This is a genomic window from unidentified bacterial endosymbiont (assembly GCF_918320885.1).
Lineage (GTDB): Bacteria > Pseudomonadota > Gammaproteobacteria > Enterobacterales.
This window is the reverse complement of sequence record NZ_OU907312.1, coordinates 338577-355937: the sequence shown is the minus strand read 5'-3', so window position 1 is coordinate 355937 and position 17361 is coordinate 338577. Positions and strand designations below refer to the sequence as shown.

The window sequence follows — 17361 nt, the reverse complement described above, 5'->3', positions numbered from 1 at the left end:
AAATATTACAAGTAAATCATGATCATAAGAATATATAATTTTTAGAAATTTATTACAATAGTGCAACCATTGATTCCCTGCAAATTAATAGACAATTGTACGCATGATGTTAATCTTCTTTGTCTGCACCAGAATTTATTGGTTTTGAAAACATTAAAGTATTAGATTTTATAATAGAGGTTACATGCAGATCTATAAAATTTTGATGGATTTCTATAGGGTTTTTAAAAAAATTAAAAAATGTTCCTCTTATCCCAGGATGTTTTTCTTCTAGTTTTTTGATGTCTACTGTTTTTCTTATCTCAGGATGTTCTACTGCTAGGTCTTTGATTCTTTCTGAATTCCTAATCTCTTTGAATGCGCCTGTCACCGGATCATCATTAGTGTGAAAATCTCTTAATTTTAAAGCTATTTCGGGATTATTTTTTATTTTTTCTGCTACTTGCTCTTCTTTAGTGTCCATTGCTTGAAATGTATAGGCTAGATGAATCTTATCATGATAAGCAGCCAGCGCAGTTTGGGCTAATCCACCTCCCATGGAATGTCCTGCAATAGTTAATATTATCTTTTCATTATTTTCCTCCTGAGTTCTCTCAGCTACTTCTATAAAAAACTTCATGATCTTTTCAACAGCTTGATAATTCTTAGCCCTATGTTGACTCTCGGTGGCTGTTTTGGAAGAAGTATTGTTTCTATTTTCATCTTCTGTCATTTGGTCAGTGATAGTAGCCCCTGTAACTTGATTGTTATTTATATTATGAGTTTGTGATGGGCTTTGGGAAGATCCCAATAAAAACTTTTTTACATTTGTGGCGTTTTTCTTAAGCCCCATACAAATGTTTTTAGTTGCATTTGCTACCGTTGCTTTTAAGTATCGAGTATCGACACCTTTGAAAAATATATTCCATTCGGTATCTCCCGCTTTGGTGGTTCTGCTTGAAACTTCAATGGTTCCTTTGTAAGACTCATTAAAATAAACGCCAGGTCTTACTTGCCCTGTGTCATCTTTTTTAGGAGTAAAACCAACAATGGCTAATGCATCCTTTAATTCACTATTTTCTAATGGTTTAAATATAAAATTTTGCGGTATCATATCGTTGTTAACTAATGGGTTTAAAAATTTTTCTCGTAGATTTTTATCTTTAATGACCGGCATAGCATAAATAACATAGTCAAGATCTTGAGCTATACGTTCATGGTTTTTCCAAGAACATTGTGTGATGCCATTAGAAGTCTGTGGGCTGAGTACTGATTTTTCAGTCTGCAATAGGCTGGCTTTAGAAGTAGCAGAGGATTGTGTTGAGCCTGATGATTTTTTTTACTGTCTATCTAGATTAGATCTCGAATGATTACTTCTATCAAAACTTCTAAAGTTAGAAGTTAAACTGTCTCTCCTTGGTTTTAAATGATTATTAGGATTTAAAATCCCACTAGGGAATAGTGTGGCTTGAAGTGGATTTTTTGTAACAGAATCTAAGCTATTCAAGGTTTTTTTTGGGAGTAACATCCTCTCTAATATTTCTGCCACGCATTTGTGCCTGGGGGGTCTCGAGAGACTCTCTATCCCTATTGATTGCACTAGGAGTGTTGCTGATGCTTAACATACGAGCCTCCACTATTTAAAGCAGCTGTTAACCAATCAATATTGTTGATGCCATTGGCAATAGACAGGGTTTATCATGCGTGTAATCACCATTAAAAGTCAATAGAGACCAGAAGGCAAATAGGGCTTAAGCGTTAATTTTTACTACTGAGTTGGTCTATTTCAAGGGTGAAATATATTGACTGATAGGCCAAAATGCTGGGTCCTGCGCGACCCAGCATCAATCCTGGATAACACTAACGGTGATCAGTTTGATAGCTGTCGTCATCAGTCATGATCAGTCACCACCGCTTAGGCGCTCCTTCAAATTAGAAGAAAGGTTAAGTTGCCTGGTAGTGATAGGGACGGTAGCAGGGTTGCCAGAAATTTTGATCAATGCGCTCCTGCAACTCGGTATCGCTCATTGCCTTAGCCACCACCCCCTCCTGCTGTGCAGCTTTAGCCACCTGCAACGCAATCGCCCGTGAAACTTGTTGAATTTCATTGAGCGGTGGCAGCAGTGGGCCCTGGCCATGCTGTGCGAGCGGGGAGCACGCTGCCAGAGCACGACTGGCGGCCAATAGCATCTTTTGCGTCACCTGGGTGGCTTGACTGGTCAGTAAGCCCAGCCCAAGACCCGGGAAGATATAGGTGTTATTGCACTGTGCTATAGGATAGGACTTGCCCTGGTACTGTACAGCGTCAAAGGGGCTGCCAGTCGCCACCAAAGCGGTACCCTCAGTCCAAGCTAGCAGATCAGCTGGATGGGCTTCAGCATGCGAATTGGGGTTAGAGAGTGGCATGATAATCGGGCGTGGGCAGTGGCGATGCAGCTCACGAATCACCCGTTCGTCAAACAGGCCAGGCTGTCCAGAGACCCCAAACAGCACCGTGGGCTGTGCATGATGAATCACCTCCCATAAGGAAAAATGCTCATCCTGTCGTTGCCAGTGACTCAGAGCCTCGCTGCTTTGTGCCAAGACTTGCTTAAAGGGCGGCAGAGCGGTTGATCGATCAGTCAGTAACCCTTTACTACCGATCATAAAGAGTCGGCGGCGCGCCTGTTGCTGGCTCAACCCCTCCGCCTCCATCTGGGCGATGATCAACTCAGCAATCCCACAGCCCGCTGATCCACTGCCTAGAAAGACGATACGCTGCTGGGAGAGCTGGCTACCGGCGGCATGACAGGCTGCAATCAGAGAGCCTAGGGCGACTGCTGCGGTTCCTTGAATATCATCATTAAAACAGCAGAGCCGCTGTTGATAACGCTTCAGCAGGGCGAAGGCATTTTTTTGTGCAAAATCTTCAAATTGCAGCACTACAGTCGGCCAATAACGTTGGATGGCTTGAATACACTGCTCCACAAAAGCGTCGTAAGCGGCCGCCTCAATGCGCGGCTGGCGCCACCCTAGGTAGAGTGGATCACTCAGGTGTTGGGGATTATTAGTCCCGACATCCAGTAGAATGGGCAGGGTGTACGCAGGATCAATACCCCCACAGGCTGTGTAGAGGGAGAGTTTCCCAATAGGGATCCCTATGCCCCCAGCGCCTTGATCGCCAAGACCCAAAATGCGTTCTCCATCTGTTACCACAATCACCCGCACCTCTTGGTGTGAGAGGCTCTGCAGTATGGTGTCTAGGTGATGGCGGTTCGGATAAGAGAGTACCAGACCACGGGATCGGCGGTAGATATGTGAAAATTGTTGGCACGCCTGACCGACGGTTGGTGTGTAGATAAACGGTATCATCTCACTGAGATGTTCTTGCAGCAACCGATAGAACAGGGTTTCATTAGTATCTTGTAAGTTTCTTAAGTAGATATGACGATCCAATGCCTTATCAATTTGACAAAACTGTTGGTAAGATCTGGCCGTTTGGGTGTCAATCGACTCGACGGCTCCCGGTAGCAAACCGTGGAGATGAAAGGTAGACCGTTCCTCATCGGTAAAGGCGCTGCCTTTGTTGACCAAGGATTTTTCCAATAAAGCCGATCCAGTCACTGTTGTGTAAAAGGGTGTGCTATTCATCATGTTTGATACCACAGAAAGCAATCTTAATAGATCAATTAGCATACCACAATTGAGTATCCATGTACCTCTCCGAAGCATGCAGCCGAAAGCCTGTCTCTTGGTAGTGAGACCTAGGCTGAATCCCTACTAGAATATTCCTCACTGCAGGCTACTAACGATTATTGTGAGCCACCACCAAATTTTCAATTCGAGTGTTGACTACCGATGGCTGGCGAAGTTATCAGCAACAGCTCTCTCAGCCCAAGCATCTTGTGGGAAAAATTTTACTCCACGTATTGAGCGTCATCATCTAACACTACGAACATCTACCAAGCGCTTGGCTAGAGGCACCCCTTGCTTTTCCAAATTTATAAAGATCCATGAAAAAGTCATGGGAGCTGATATCACTGGATCTCTAAATTTTGCTTGCGAAAGATCTTCTGTTGAAGCCATGCCTCCTAAGTTTAGTAGGGGGATGGGCATGCTGAGTCTACCCCTATTTAAATTATTCTGCTCTATCGATAAACTTCATTGTCAATCATTATAGACCACTAACTAAATTTGACTTCTATTCCTAAGAGAACCTATAAAGGTCACTGTCAAATTTGTACTTCATTTTATTCAGTGTCCATGTCCGTTAAAGATCAGATAATCTAGTTATACCCAATGATTGATTAGGGTAATAAAAAGGTTAAAAAATAATATCACTACTTCTGCCAACAATAGTGAACTACCTTTTTAGGAAAATTTTATCATGGTAATATCTGATAGGAAAAAGCATTATCCTTTACAGCAAGGGTTTATGATCATAGAGGCTGTTATCGTGACTTGTGTCTTGGTGAGTTTGATGAGTCTCGGGTCACGCTATATTACTCAGCATGCTGAACGCACAGTCAATAAAATTACCGCCCAACAGCTGAGGCAAGTTACTAAAGCCGCACAGCACTATGTGCAGGATCATTATTCACAATTTCAAAAAAATCCTAACCAAAAAATCACTTGGCAAGATTTGGTTAATGAGGGGTATTTATCTACTCAATCTCCTGAAAAAAATAATTATGGTCAGGAGTATCTTTTTAGCGTCACAGACCAGAAGGGGCTATTGCAGCTGCTACTCACTACTGACGGTGGGCATCCTATCAGTGAATCGTCACTGCGGCAGATTGCTGCCATGGCGGGCAGTTCAGCCGGCTACGCTTCTGAGCTACATAAAAATAAAATCACTGGTCATCAGGAGAGTTGGTTTCTAAATAGCCCCCCTTTGAACATTGGACATCTGGCTAGCTTGACCATGGTCAATGAAAAAGAGGTGATGGATGCCGCTACCTTTCTGCGCCGTACTCAACTGGTCGGTCATCCCGAATATAATCGTATGGAAGCCGACTTAGAGATCAAGGAACATTTACTAAAGATAATAGAGGGTTCCGCTCAAACTCAACTATCTCCCACAACCCTGACGCTAGATAATCCAGTGGGATCTGCTAAAACCAAACATATCAGTTTAGATGTTGGTGGAGCTCCTATGCTGCAAATGAAAGATAGTTATAATACAATTAATAATGGCGCTGAAAGCTTAATGAGCAGCGATCGACTGGAGCTTATTCGTCCTAATGAGGGTAATGAGATTAAATTAACTAGTAATAATGACCCTTCAATCACGATAAAAAAATCAAACGCTAATATCAAATTAAATGCGGATGAATTATTGATGAATAGTAGTTATAATGCTGGGAGTATCAATATGATACTCAATAGCTGGGATTCTAGTGACCTCGGGATCCATGTTACGGTCGAGAAGGTTGAACCATTTTGGTCCACATATACATGGAGTAGAGGGGTTCATATAAGCCCCAATTGGTTACGCCTGCCTGTGTATAAGAGAAATCATGACAGTTCTTTTGGTTCTACTCAAGGTAAAGACTATGCTATAGAGGTTTGTAACAGAAGCAGTCGGGTTGAATATGGGATGGAAACTCATATAGGCAGGTTATTTGTAGTGACTAATCAGTCTACTGGTAATACCGCTATTTGGATTTGCACAACAAAACCAAATCGGCCCGTGTTGTTAGGATACCAAGATTGAAAACACACCAATCTACCCTTGAGGTGACACTCTTTTTAAAAGGTTTAGGGTTATCGTTTTTTGCAGGATACTGCGGTATTGATTGGCCGGCCGATAACTCCTCTCTTCAATCGATACGCTAGAAGCGTGCTCCGCGGCGGAATTTGGTCATGAGCATCTGTTAAAAGCGCCCGTAATAGGATACAGTGCCTGGATCATCGATAGACCGTTGAAGGAAGCGTGATGCACTTTATTGTCCCCACTCAAACGACCACTTGGCGAACCCTAACCGAATCGCGCGCTACCAGCCTTGTTTTAGGCGTTTTGTTACTGGTGGCTGCTTCTAAGATCGCTATTCCCATAGAACCCGTCCCGATCACGCTAGGGAGCGCCGCAGCACTGTTAATCGGGTTAACCTACACACCGCGGGCAGCTTTTGAGACCCTGGCAATCTGGCTGGGTTTAGCCGCTTGCGGTCTGCCAGTCATCAGCTCTCCGGCCTTGCTAGGGCCGAGTAGCGGCTACCTGCTGGGCTGCTTAATCGCTGCACCAACGATGGCCTACCTGTTGCAGAAGAGAGCACGCAATAGTGCGTGGTTTTTATTGCTTACTGTCTTGCTCGGTAACGTCATTATTTATGGTTTTGGAATAGCTTGGCTGACAAACTATATGGATCGACTAGCCGCTGTTCAGGTCGGCTTACTTCCCTTTATCTGGACAGGATGCTCCAAGGCGCTCCTTCTAGCTGCCGGCGTTCGACTGGTACGTCAAAAATAGCGGTGATTATCAGGCGTCTCCATGCTCACGTTGGATCCAGTCTCCACTAGGAATAGGTTTCAGATGAGCAATCGGGCGCCGATAAAGGTAAACCCAGGCCCGCCCCCAGCAGGTCATGACCAGTTGCCGCTGGTACTCACGTGGCGCACTCTTCAAGTCATCCAATTGCTGCAAGGTTGCAGAGTCTATTCGATACACCTCCCCTTCTAGGATCCCCTCGCCGGGCACCGCAGCCGGATAAAGGCCGACATCATAGAGATCATAACCAGTTAATCGATAGGATCCTAACCATTGTGCATTAGTCATCCAACGGCTATTACCTTGCTTGCGTCGCAAGCTGCCATACACAAATACCTTCATCCTCAAAACTCAAATTGATAAAGCAGATTCAACGCTTGTTCGATCCCGGAAAGCATCTCTAAATACAATCTAGGCCTTAGCCGGTAGCGCAGTGTTAACGTTGAAAATTCAACACCATACTTAAATTGTAGATCACGCTGTAAGTAACCGCTGATGACGATTTGTGAATGATTACCCACGACAGCGGTATCTAGTGAGAGATCACTAATACCAAATGCTTCGCCCACCTGTCCAATAAAACGAGTCAAACCTGGTAATTTAACCAATTTTCCACTCTGAAGGACACTTAAACTGATTTGTGCGGCTAAGGTATTGTATTGACCATCCGCTTGCTTACGGCCGTTCAAAAGATAGGCTAAAGCCTCCATTTGTGGCAATGCAGGTTCAGAGAAAATCGTGAGTTGGGGGGCATCGGAGAGACCATGCACCAGCAGACCTGCAATGACCTGATCTTCCGTTTTTTCTGGATCACGGATGGCTTCAAGATCCAACAGTAAACGGTCGACGGGCCCAGAGAATAGCAGCTTTCCCTTACGGATTAACAGGGATTGTCCATAGGCGTGTACACGGCCTTGAGGAATATTAAGTTGACCATATAATCCTAGTCCTTGCTGCGCTTGTTTGACTTTTAAATCTCCTTCCAACTGGATTTGTAATCCAGATCCTGTCAGTTGGACATCTTCGCCTAAGGAGAGTGTGAGGTCGCTCATAATGTCCCACTGGGGAGCGATTTTTTTCTTTGGCTGCCAGGCATTGTTCAGCAACACTTCATGCTTAGAGACTTTAACCGCTGAGCTCGGTAGTGCATCACTAGTCATCCGTGCTCGGGGGATAATCAGTGCACCTTGCAGCTTTATTTGACCAGGGGTCGAGATCAGGTGTAGATCTGGGGCCACAGTCAATTGGATCTCTGGAGACCAATTGACTATCAAGGGATCGCCTTTAATAGTGAGGTCACTGCTCCACTCCCGCCAGTGTCGCCACTGTGTATTTCCCTGTAGCTGCAATTGACCACGCTCTGTTTGAAAATGGCCAGTCAGTTGGGCTTGCTGCCCTTTGAATTGCAGTGTTAATTGTCCATTTTTGAGATTATCAATAGGCAACAGCGTCGGTAAACGGCCTTCAGTCAAGGTGACTCCACCCAATAGCTGGGGACGAGCAACCGTCCCTGCAAAACGGACCGTGCCATTCATTACTCCTGATGCTGAGGCGATCGGCGTTTTTACAGCGTTGGCTAAGGAGGATAGTGTGAGTGCTTTTAGCTGTATATGGCCGGACAATTGACGCTCTGTTTGTGGATGATCGACTTGTAGGTGTGTCTGGATCATGCCCTGTTTTGCTAATAGTAACTGGCTATCCAGTACCACTTTATCCGGTGCCAGTTGAAAGTTCAGACGGAGCCGTTGGCACTCAAGCGGGAAAGGCTCTTCTTGGATCAAGGGGATTACTTTGATCGGCTGCCCCTGTAGGGCTAGTGTGAAGCGAGGCCACCGCTCACCCCGTGGCCAATGGAGGCGACTGCGGCCAGTGACAACCCCTTGTAGTTGAGTGACCGAATGGAGTAATGGTTGCAACAACGCTAAATCCAGCCGCTGGATCTCAACGAGAGCCTCTGCAGTCCCAGCCTGATAGGTTAAGGTTGGAATAGACACCAACGCTTGAGCGTGGCGCCAGCGATGGGCGTTGACCGTCCAGTGCTGCTGAGGGTGCTGGTACGCCATCTGGATAGCGTGCGTCGGGCACCACTCACCAACGGGGGTTTGTAGCTGTACATTCGCTAGGGTACCGTGCCAGTGGGTCGTTTGGCGATCAAAGCGGCCCTGTAGTTGCAGACGTCCGGCAATCGGGGCCCCCTGTACTTGGAGCTGTACCCGATGCTGCTGTTCGTCACCTTGGGCAGTCAGATCCAGCCGATCCACGGTCAACACTGGATGCCGCAGTCGCTGAATGCGCAGGGTTGTTTGACCGTGTGCCGAATTCCCAGCACTGATCTGGCTCTTGAGTACAGCCTGCGCAATACTGAGCTGTTGCCAGTGAAATTGCTCGAGGAGGAGATTACTCTGCAGTTGTGGTTGTTTGAGTGTTCCAGACAAGGTTAATTTTCCTTTGATAGCGCCCGCTAGCCCTGGCAATAAGCCTGATAGCCGGGGGGCCTTGATCAAGGCTTGCAGATGGCAGTGTGAACCTAATTCACCTCGCAAATCAAGCTGATTAGTCCCTAAGGAGAGCTGCAGTTGTGGGGTATGCCACTGACCATTAGCCTGCCTAGAGAACTGCCCGCTCAGGAGAAGGGGCTGTGTATTCAGTATCCCTTGCAACTGTAGGCGTGACGCTGCCAACTGCCATTGATTGGAGGCTACTTGGCCACTGGCTTCAAGCACACCCCCCAAGATCAGCACCCCTAGTCGCTCCTGTTGGAGGGTGAGATCCTGTAGGGCAAAGCGACTCTGCCAATGCACTACAGGAGACCAAGCGATCCGGGCAATGGCTTGCACACTACCACTTGGCGTGGTGAGCTGCAGTGCTGTTAGCTGCAGTTGCTGCTGATTGCCATTGCCTTGCAGCTGAAGATCACCGGGCTCTTTCAGCAGCTGATCACTCCAGGGGAAGCCACTCCCCTCCACGCGGGCTTTTAAAGCAAAGGTGTAGTCGGTTAATGACCCTCGAAGCTCTCCGCTGACTGCCTCCGCTTGCCACTGTGGTGTCGCTGAAGGCCACCGAAGTTCATCACTATGGAAAGTCGTCTCTAGTAACAGCTGGTGTGATTTGGGCGTCACTAGCACCGTAGCCTGCAGGGGAATTGGTCCGTTGGCTTGCAGCTGCAGTGTTAGCTGCTCCTGCAGGGCTCCGGTTAGTTTTACTTGCACCCGCTCACCGACTAGTGGTAGTGAGGGTGCAGTCACCTCTCCTCTTAGCGTCAGGGAGAGCGGATAGCGCTGCTGTAACCCGATCACCCCTTGCAAGGCGAGCTGGGCTTCAGGGGAGTCTACACTGAATTCATGGATAATGACGCGTGAGGGATGCAACTCGGCAGAGAGTACCACCTGGTTTAGCACCTGTACTTGGGGGCCCTCAAAGCGCCAATGGCTCCCAGTGATGGATTCCAGGTTGATGGCTAAAGGTAAACGAAGTGCTCGAGGAAGTTGTTGTAGTAAGGTGGTGATGTAGATTTCTAGCGTCTGCTTCGGCTCGGGCGAGCCCTGCGAGGGGGGCTGTTTTTGCTCAGGCTGCCAAGTGACCGTGAGTCCCTCAAGGTGGCTAGGTCGCACCTTGAGCCTGTGGAAACGCCAGCTTAGTGCAGTTTTCAGTGCTGCTAACGTCACAGTGATGGGGCGTTGAGGTTGTAACCCCTGGAGCGTGAGCTGGCTTAACTGAATATCCTCAATCCCCAGGCAGCCCGTTTTAAGAGCACCCAAACCAGGTTTCAACTGCAGCCGTTCAGCCTGCAGCATGATCTGGGCTGTTTGGTAGCGCAGCTGTGCAACCACCAGTGTCGAGCCATTGCGGCTGATCTGCTCTACACTCAACCCTGGGATCCAGCGAACAGCGCTGGCTATTAAGAGCCATAACCCTGTGGCGGTGGTTAGCAGCCAGAGCAGGAGAGCGGTCACTCCGCACAGTGACAGTAGTAGCGCTGTGAGGCTGCGTTGTAAACGCTTCACAGCTCTGCTCCAAAGGCCAGATAAAATTGCAGTTTACGTTGTTGCCGATCGCCGATTGCCCTGGCAATGTCCAATCTAATAGGACCTATAGGAGAGGACCAGCGTAAACCAAACCCTGAGCCGTGCTTGATAGCCTGTTTAGTCAGCTTGTGAGCCGCTACCCCGCTGTCAACAAACAGTGCTAACCACCAGGCTTCCATTAAGGGGTAATGATACTCGACTGATCCAGTAGCTAGCCGAGAAGCCCCGGTCAATTTACCTTGTGCATCTTTGGGAGAGAGGGTGCGATTGAGGTATCCGCGGACGCTACCATCGCCACCGGCGAAAAAGCGCAGTGAGGCGGGTATCCTCGAAAAATTTCCGGTATTCATCCAACCGGCATTTAAACGAATCAAGCAGCGATGGCGTTGCTTAGAGGTACGTATCCAACTGTTTTTTAATTGAAAGCGGCTAAAAGTCACTGCCGATCGCCATAATTGATTAGAAAAATCGATCGTGTAGTGCTGACTATCCCCCCAATCGGGCATCAGCCCCCCGCGCTGCCGGATACGGTTGATACTAACACTGGGATAGAGCAGGTAGCTGGTAGTCGGCGCCTGGGTACCTTGGGTAAAGTGGTCACCACGCCAGTGCAAATTAAGGGCGGGTTGCCAACCACTCCAGAGATCCCAATAACGCGCTAGATCGACAGTCCATGCTTTGGAACAGGTATCATTTTCACGTCTGTTTTCAAAGCCTGCGGAAAACAGGTAGTACTGTTCCAAAGGATTTTTCAACAGTGGCCATCGATAAGTCACCTTGAGCTGCTGTTCCGGTTTAGCCAGCTGGAGGCGACTTTCTACACTATGACCTAGTCTATTGATCCAGGGTTTGCGCCAATTAGACTGGAATCCAACGCCTCTGCCAGAGGCATAGCCTAAACCCAGCTCAATATTGTTTGGTTGACGAGGGGTGACTAGGACTAATAGCGGCAAACAATCGTTTTCTTTTCTATGCTCAAATTGTGGGATCACCGTGACTGAGTTAAACCACTGAGTGGCTGATAAGCGACGGCTCAACTCGAGCATCCCCTCCACTGTATAGGGCTCACCGGCTTTAAAGGGGATTAGGGTCTGTATGAGCTTTGGCTCAAACGGTGATCCCTGTAGCGTGACCGCACCAAAACAGTAGCGCTTACCACTATTAAAAGTAATGCTCCAAAAGGCCTGGTAACGTGATGGCACCACCTGTAATTCAGCTTTGATGAGCTCTGCATCGAAATAGCCCCGATGGGCCGCTAAATTAGAGAGTTGAGACAAAAAACGGTCGAATTGGCCATGATCTAACAAGTCACCGATGGCCGGTGGATCGCGCTTTAGTAAGGCTTGATAGAGTAGGTCTTCTGTGGCCTCACCGTTTAGGGTGATGTTAACCCCAGCAATCTTCAGCGCTCTTCCAGGCTCAATGTGTACCTTCAATGCGAGCGGCTGCACGACTGTCCTCAGTGAAACAATACGAGGAGCATAGTAACCATGAGCACGCAGCGCTTGGTGTATTCCCTCCTCAACACGCACTCGCAATCGGCCATCCAGCACCTTCTCATCTTTGATGAGTGGTTCTAGATGACTGACCACATTCTTTCGCAATTCTGTAGTTAATCCACTCAGTTGAAGTTCAAACGCTTCGGGAGATGAAAGATTGAGTAACAACAAGAAGCAGCACAGCGTGCTTCTACCCATGAAAGCTTTATGTAAAGGAGAAGCACGCGTGACCAAGCTTCTAGACCACTGTCATCCTTAGCTGTAGAATTCGCCGGTTCACTTCTGAAATAACACCCAGCTGGTCACTGGTACGCTTTTTCGGCAGTTGTAACCGTCCTTGATCAAATTCAAACGCACCGACCCCTTTGATATACAGGTGACCACGAAAAAAAGTTTTGACATAACGGGCAATCTGTAATGGATTATAACGGCCAAAAATCTTCATGATAACTTGACCCCCTCAAGGTTTATGGACGCGATCATCGCTCAGTCACTCAGTAGCTACCCTCGCCCGATTTGGACCAGTGACTATGGCTAGAAGTTCCCGTAGAATCTATACAGCGGCTGTCACCTCAACAGTTAGCGTGCCTGCCACCTCTGAATGGAGGTGGCAGTTGATCTCATGCTCACCTACCTGACGTAGGGGACCCTTAGGCAGAGAGAGTTCATGCTTAGCGAGTTCAACCCCAGCGGCCGTGATGGCCAAAGCAATCTCTCGGGCACCGACGGAACCAAACAGTTTGCCTTCGGCTCCAGCCCTAGCAACGATCTGCACGCGCGTTAAGGCAGACAGCTGTTCCAGTCGTGTTTTTGCCTGTTGTAACCTAGTCTCAGCAGCCTGTTGCAGCACTGCTTGACTGGCTTTAAAGCGGGCGATGTTTTCTGCGGTGGGGATAACTGCTTTACCTTTGGGGATCAAAAAGTTACGCGCATACCCGGCTTTGACGGTCACTTGATCGCCCAAGCGGCCTAAGCCTCGCACTTCATCCTGTAGGATTACATCCATTCCTCTATCCTCATTTCAATTCTGACCAGACGGCTTATCATGATTACTGGCGACTGTCGGTATAGGGCAGCAGTGCCAAATAGCGGGCATACTTGATGGCACAAGCCAATTGGCGCTGGTATTTGGCGCAAGTACCCGTAATGCGGCGAGGAACGATCTTGCCACTCTCGGTAATGTAATTCTTTAACAGCACAGTATCTTTATAGTCTACTTCTTGAATACCTTCGGTAGTAAACCGGCAAAACTTACGGCGACGGAAATAACGTGCCATTGAATTCCTCTCCAGAATAAGTCAATTGAACGGATTCAGCATGCAGTACTAGCCTATTTAAGCCACGGGTACCTTGGCTATTGCTCAAGAAACCCTGTACTTGTACATGGCTGCCCACCGTCAGATGATTAGCCACTGCTGTCTTTGCCTGCGGCCCACTCACAATGACGGGCATATGACACCAGGCTTGGCGTTGACAGCCCGCTTCCTGCTGTTGTGAACGGTGTTGCAGCATAAACTGACAATGGGAAGCACCGGATGGGCTCTGTTTGCGTATCGGCGGCCTACAGACGATGCCAGATAACATCAGCCGATTCACCGCTGAGCCCTTCATCCTTTACGCTTCGTTGTGCACTTCATGGGTTCTAGTCGTGGGTTCTTGGTGCAGAGACTCACGACGCTCGTAACGCTCCTCTTTGGGCTTAGCGATCGACGACGCCTGCGTCACTGCCCGTTTGGTTCGTATCACCAACGACCGGATAACCTTATCATTGTAACGGAATTGGGTCTCTAATTCCTCCAAGGTTTTTGAGGTGATTTCAACATTGAACAGGAGGTAGTGGGCCTTATGTAATTTCTCGATAGGGTAGGCTAATTGCCGGCGCCCCCAATCTTCTAGGCGGTGTACCTGTCCCTCTGCCGCTTTAATGATTCCCGTTAAACGTTCGATCATCGCCGGCACCTGCTCGCTGTAATCCGGATCGAACATAACAACAATTTCGTAATGACGCACTATGGGCTCCTTATGGATAAAGTAGCTACCCGTGGGTTATCGTTCTCCAGGGCAGCAAGGAAGCTAGTCAAAAGACTAAAATAGCCGGTGATTGTACTGGGGCGCTTGAACGAATACAAGCCACCTTTTATGATAAGAGGGGTGCTTTCCCTGCTCCGCTAGCCACGGCTAAAAGTCTATCTCACTAGTACGCTGCCGTACCGCTTCAAACAAACAGATCCCTGTGGCGACCGAAACATTTAAGGAAGCGACGCTACCCTGCATGGGCAAGCGGACGACCACATCACACTGCGCTTGGGTTAAACGGCGCAGACCATGCCCTTCAGCACCCATCACCAAGGCCAGCGCGCCAGTGAGTTTTTGCTGGTAGAGTAGCGGAACGGCTTGATCGCTAGTCCCGACGATCCAAACTCCTTTTGCTTGCAGATCTCGGAGGGTCCGTGCCAAATTAGTGACCGCCACTAAGGGAACACGCTCCGCAGCCCCACAGGCGACTTTGCTAACGGTCGCATTATAGGGTACCGCCCGATCACGGGGAATAATCACCGCCTGCACGCCCGCCGCATCGGCACTACGTAAACAGGCGCCTAGGTTATGCGGATCGGTGAGGCCATCCAATACCAGCAACAGAGGATCAGGTCTCTTCAGGAGCGCCTGCAGCTGTTGTTCATCATAGAGCGGTTGCGGGCGAATCCGCGCGACCACCCCTTGATGGGCGGCTCCACCACTTTTATTGGATAGTACCGCTGGATGTACGCGCTGTAGGGCAATGCCCTGGGCTTGCACTGTTTGAATCATCGGCTGCAGTCGTGAGTCCATCCGGCCGATAGCCACAAACACCTCCAGCAGCCGGTGTGGTTCCTGGGCCAGCAGGGCAGTCACGGGCTGGAGACCATAAATCAGATCACGCATAGCGGTGGCTATTGCTGTTGACTACCAGCGGCGGCTGGTCCGCTTGGTTTCACTGCTCTCCCTTGAAGGCTTTTACTGCGGCGTTTACGGAATTTGCGCGGTTTTGGAGGGTCGCTGATCTCAGCCCCCGTGGCCGGCGACGCTTCCCTGGGTGCTGCTGCGGTAGAGGGGGCTTTAGTTCGCTTGCGCCGTTTTTTCGCGCTGCCACCCGCCTCCGCAGGCGGGACTGTGGAGCGCTCAGCGTCTTTAGAGCGTTTGGCCCGTAAGGAGGGACGGTCGCTGCTGACCAGCGCAAAATCGATTTTACGCTGATCTAAATAGACTGCGGCGACTTTAACCTGAACCACATCGCCCAAACGGTAGATCATCCCTGAGGTCTCTCCAACCAGACGTTGACCCACGGCATCAAACTGGTAGTAGTCATTGTCTAAGGTTGAAACGTGCACGAGTCCATCAATAAACAGCTTCTCTAAGCGGACAAAAAACCCAAAACCGGTCACACCAGCAATGACCCCACGAAATTGCTCACCGACATGATCTTGCATAAACTCGCACTTAAGCCAATCTGCCACTTCACGCGTGGCTTCATCAGCCCGCCGCTCTGTCATAGAGCAGTGCGCTCCCAACTGGACCCAGTGTTCCAAGGCTATCGCCTCCTGATCGGGCGCCGTAATGACCTCTGGGTGGCTCAATAAGGCCTTAATGGTGCGATGCAAAGTCAGATCAGGGTAGCGGCGGATTGGCGAGGTGAAGTGCGCGTAGGCGGCTAGTGCCAAGCCGAAGTGGCCGCGATTTTCTGGTGTATACAGCGCGGGCTGCATGGATCGAAGCAACATCGCCTGGATCAACTCGCTATCGGGTCGATCAGTGGTTTCTTTCATTAACGTGGCATAGTCTTTGGGCGCCGGCTGGCTGCCCCCAGTGAGGGTTAACCCCAGCTCTTTTAAAAATTGCCGAAACCCGGTTAGCCGCTCTTCATTGGGGGAATCATGCACCCGGTAGAGTGCTGCTACGGAGTGCTTCTGCACAAAGTGCGCTGCGGCCGTATTGGCTAGCAGCATACACTCTTCAATAATCTTATGGGCATCGTTACGCACGAGGGGCACAATCTGTTCAATCCGCCGCTGTGCATTAAAGAGGAACTGGGTCTCTTGCGTCTCAAATTCAATACCGCCGCGGCGATCACGACTATTTTTCAAAGCAATAAAAAGTTGATAGAGGATCTGTAGCCTGGGGAGTAAGGGCGCATGGCCTGGATCTTGAGCAGCCTCTCCAGCTAGCAGCTGCGCCACCTGTGTGTAGGTCAGGCGTGCCCGAGAGTGCATCACTGCCTCATAAAATTTAAAACTACTCAGTCTACCGTGGGCTGACACGGTCATTTCACAGACTAAACAGAGGCGATCAACCAGCGGGTTCAGCGAGCATAATCCATTAGAGAGGCGCTCCGGCAGCATGGGAACCACCTGCAGTGGGAAGTAAACCGAGTTCCCCCGCTTCTGAGCCTCTTCATCTAAGGGGGTGTGGCTGCGGACATAGTGGCTGACATCGGCAATCGCTACCCAGAGGCGCCACCCGCCACCGCGTTTGGACTCACAATAGACTGCATCGTCAAAATCACGGGCATCTTCACCATCAATGGTCACGAACGACAGAGCGCGCAAATCGACACGGCCGGCCAGTGCCTCTGGAGGGACTTCATCCGCCAAATCGGCGATCTGTGAGCTGACCGTTTCCGGCCAAGCATGAGGAATATCATAGTTACGGATCGCCATTTCGATTTCGATTCCCGGCGCTAAACTATCTCCGAGTATCTCCATAACCTGACCCACAGCCTGGTGACGTTGGGTGGGTCGTTGCAGTAACTCGACCACCAGCACCTGTCCGACCTGCAGTGAAGTTTCACCGTTGGGCTTAATAGCAATTTCAAAATTAAGGCGTTGATCATCCGGCACCACAAAGCCTAGGCCAGACTCTAGTGCGTAGCGCCCGACAATGGGGCCCTGACGGGGTACCAGTACCCGAACAACCCTGGCTTCTCGTCGCCCGCGACGATCAACACCCAGGGGTTGCGCCAATATTTCATCCCCATGGATCACCTGTCGCATCTGTTGGAAGGCTAAGAAGAGATCCTCTTTGCTGCCCTCAACCCGCAAGAAACCGTAGCCATCTCGGTGGCCCAACACTCGGCCACGCACGAGATCGAGTCGCTCTGGCAGGACATAACATTGACGCCGGGTAAACACTAACTGCCCATCACGCTCCATGGCGCGCAAACGGCGACGCAACGCCTCTTGGTGCTGCTCGGTGACCAATCCTAGCTCGCGGCATAGGGTCTCCCGATCAGCCGGGGTTTGAAGCTGCGCAAGATAACTCAAAATATACTCACGGCTGGGGATTGGATCGCTATACTTTTCAGCTTCCCTGGTTAAATAGGGATCATCAACCATGCAAACGGTTCCACTCTCAC

At 49.3% G+C, this 17361-nt stretch carries 14 protein-coding genes and 1 pseudogene; 3 read left to right on the top strand and 12 right to left on the bottom strand.

The features are described from left to right. Nucleotides 1-109 precede the first annotated feature (109 nt). Both NL324_RS01810 and NL324_RS01805 read right to left on the bottom strand, forming a co-directional pair. Nucleotides 110-1267 (bottom strand): alpha/beta hydrolase family protein, encoded by a 1158-nt coding sequence (locus NL324_RS01810; RefSeq protein WP_253306089.1) that lies wholly within the window; start codon nucleotides 1265-1267, stop codon nucleotides 110-112. 656 nt (nucleotides 1268-1923) lie between these two features. Further along, entirely contained in the window at nucleotides 1924-3612 is a 1689-nt protein-coding gene (locus tag NL324_RS01805; RefSeq protein WP_253306088.1) for an NAD-dependent malic enzyme, read from the bottom strand. A gap of 185 nt (nucleotides 3613-3797) precedes the next feature. Between NL324_RS01805 and NL324_RS08305 the strand changes: the two are divergent. From NL324_RS08305 to NL324_RS01795, 3 genes and pseudogenes are all read left to right on the top strand, one after another. Further along, nucleotides 3798-4138: pseudogene (locus NL324_RS08305) on the top strand (IS1 family transposase). A 207-nt stretch (nucleotides 4139-4345) separates the two neighbouring features. Then, nucleotides 4346-5674, top strand: a complete 1329-nt coding sequence (gene pilV, locus NL324_RS01800; RefSeq protein WP_253306087.1) for a shufflon system plasmid conjugative transfer pilus tip adhesin PilV — start codon at nucleotides 4346-4348, stop codon at nucleotides 5672-5674. Nucleotides 5675-5896: 222 nt separating this feature from the next. Next, entirely contained in the window at nucleotides 5897-6430 is a 534-nt protein-coding gene (locus NL324_RS01795) for a biotin transporter BioY (protein ID WP_253306086.1), read from the top strand. Between the two features lie 9 nt (nucleotides 6431-6439). On the opposite strand, the gene NL324_RS01790 is transcribed toward NL324_RS01795, so the two are convergent. From NL324_RS01790 to rnr, 10 genes are all read right to left on the bottom strand, one after another. After that, nucleotides 6440-6790, bottom strand: a complete 351-nt coding sequence (locus NL324_RS01790) for a gamma-glutamylcyclotransferase family protein (RefSeq protein ID WP_253306085.1) — start codon at nucleotides 6788-6790, stop codon at nucleotides 6440-6442. Nucleotides 6791-6792: 2 nt separating this feature from the next. Next, nucleotides 6793-10452, bottom strand: coding sequence for an autotransporter assembly complex protein TamB (tamB, locus tag NL324_RS01785; protein WP_253306084.1), 3660 nt, complete (start codon nucleotides 10450-10452; stop codon nucleotides 6793-6795). Then, on the bottom strand, nucleotides 10449-12170 hold the full coding sequence (tamA, locus tag NL324_RS01780) for an autotransporter assembly complex protein TamA (RefSeq protein WP_253306083.1): 1722 nt from the start codon (nucleotides 12168-12170) through the stop codon (nucleotides 10449-10451). Before tamA ends, tamB begins: the two co-directional genes overlap by 4 nt. Nucleotides 12171-12210: 40 nt before the next feature. Next, nucleotides 12211-12417, bottom strand: a complete 207-nt coding sequence (locus tag NL324_RS01775) for a DUF1107 domain-containing protein (RefSeq protein WP_253306082.1) — start codon at nucleotides 12415-12417, stop codon at nucleotides 12211-12213. A gap of 108 nt (nucleotides 12418-12525) precedes the next feature. Next, the gene (gene rplI, locus NL324_RS01770) at nucleotides 12526-12978 is read right to left on the bottom strand and encodes a 50S ribosomal protein L9 (protein ID WP_253306081.1); all 453 of its coding nucleotides are present in this window, start codon (nucleotides 12976-12978) and stop codon (nucleotides 12526-12528) included. A gap of 43 nt (nucleotides 12979-13021) precedes the next feature. Next, nucleotides 13022-13249 carry a 30S ribosomal protein S18 gene (gene rpsR, locus NL324_RS01765; protein WP_253306080.1) on the bottom strand — a complete coding sequence of 76 codons (228 nt, stop codon included), beginning with the start codon at nucleotides 13247-13249 and terminating at the stop codon, nucleotides 13022-13024. Continuing rightward, nucleotides 13224-13583 carry a primosomal replication protein N gene (gene priB, locus NL324_RS01760; protein WP_253306079.1) on the bottom strand — a complete coding sequence of 120 codons (360 nt, stop codon included), beginning with the start codon at nucleotides 13581-13583 and terminating at the stop codon, nucleotides 13224-13226. The genes rpsR and priB overlap by 26 nt, the downstream gene beginning before the upstream one ends. Before the next feature lie 3 nt (nucleotides 13584-13586). Then, a complete protein-coding gene (gene rpsF / locus NL324_RS01755; RefSeq protein WP_253306078.1) occupies nucleotides 13587-13982 on the bottom strand; it encodes a 30S ribosomal protein S6 in 396 nt (131 codons plus the stop codon). A gap of 168 nt (nucleotides 13983-14150) precedes the next feature. Further along, on the bottom strand, nucleotides 14151-14894 hold the full coding sequence (rlmB, locus tag NL324_RS01750; protein ID WP_253306077.1) for a 23S rRNA (guanosine(2251)-2'-O)-methyltransferase RlmB: 744 nt from the start codon (nucleotides 14892-14894) through the stop codon (nucleotides 14151-14153). Between the two features lie 8 nt (nucleotides 14895-14902). Beyond that, nucleotides 14903-17341 (bottom strand): ribonuclease R, encoded by a 2439-nt coding sequence (rnr, locus tag NL324_RS01745; protein WP_253306076.1) that lies wholly within the window; start codon nucleotides 17339-17341, stop codon nucleotides 14903-14905. Between the last annotated feature and the right edge of the window lie 20 nt (nucleotides 17342-17361).

What these genes read in the sequence shown, in the direction of transcription:
- rplI (WP_253306081.1), bottom strand. Translation starts at nt 12,978, where the DNA reads ATGGATGTAATCCTACAGGATGAAGTGCGAGGCTTAGGCCGCTTGGGC.
- rpsR (WP_253306080.1), bottom strand. Translation starts at nt 13,249, where the DNA reads ATGGCACGTTATTTCCGTCGCCGTAAGTTTTGCCGGTTTACTACCGAA.
- NL324_RS01790 (WP_253306085.1), bottom strand. Translation starts at nt 6,790, where the DNA reads ATGAAGGTATTTGTGTATGGCAGCTTGCGACGCAAGCAAGGTAATAGC.
- rnr (WP_253306076.1), bottom strand. Translation starts at nt 17,341, where the DNA reads ATGGTTGATGATCCCTATTTAACCAGGGAAGCTGAAAAGTATAGCGAT.
- NL324_RS01795 (WP_253306086.1), top strand. Translation starts at nt 5,897, where the DNA reads ATGCACTTTATTGTCCCCACTCAAACGACCACTTGGCGAACCCTAACC.
- rlmB (WP_253306077.1), bottom strand. Translation starts at nt 14,894, where the DNA reads ATGCGTGATCTGATTTATGGTCTCCAGCCCGTGACTGCCCTGCTGGCC.
- NL324_RS01775 (WP_253306082.1), bottom strand. Translation starts at nt 12,417, where the DNA reads ATGAAGATTTTTGGCCGTTATAATCCATTACAGATTGCCCGTTATGTC.
- NL324_RS01805 (WP_253306088.1), bottom strand. Translation starts at nt 3,612, where the DNA reads ATGATGAATAGCACACCCTTTTACACAACAGTGACTGGATCGGCTTTA.
- pilV (WP_253306087.1), top strand. Translation starts at nt 4,346, where the DNA reads ATGGTAATATCTGATAGGAAAAAGCATTATCCTTTACAGCAAGGGTTT.
- priB (WP_253306079.1), bottom strand. Translation starts at nt 13,583, where the DNA reads ATGAAGGGCTCAGCGGTGAATCGGCTGATGTTATCTGGCATCGTCTGT.
- tamA (WP_253306083.1), bottom strand. Translation starts at nt 12,170, where the DNA reads ATGGGTAGAAGCACGCTGTGCTGCTTCTTGTTGTTACTCAATCTTTCA.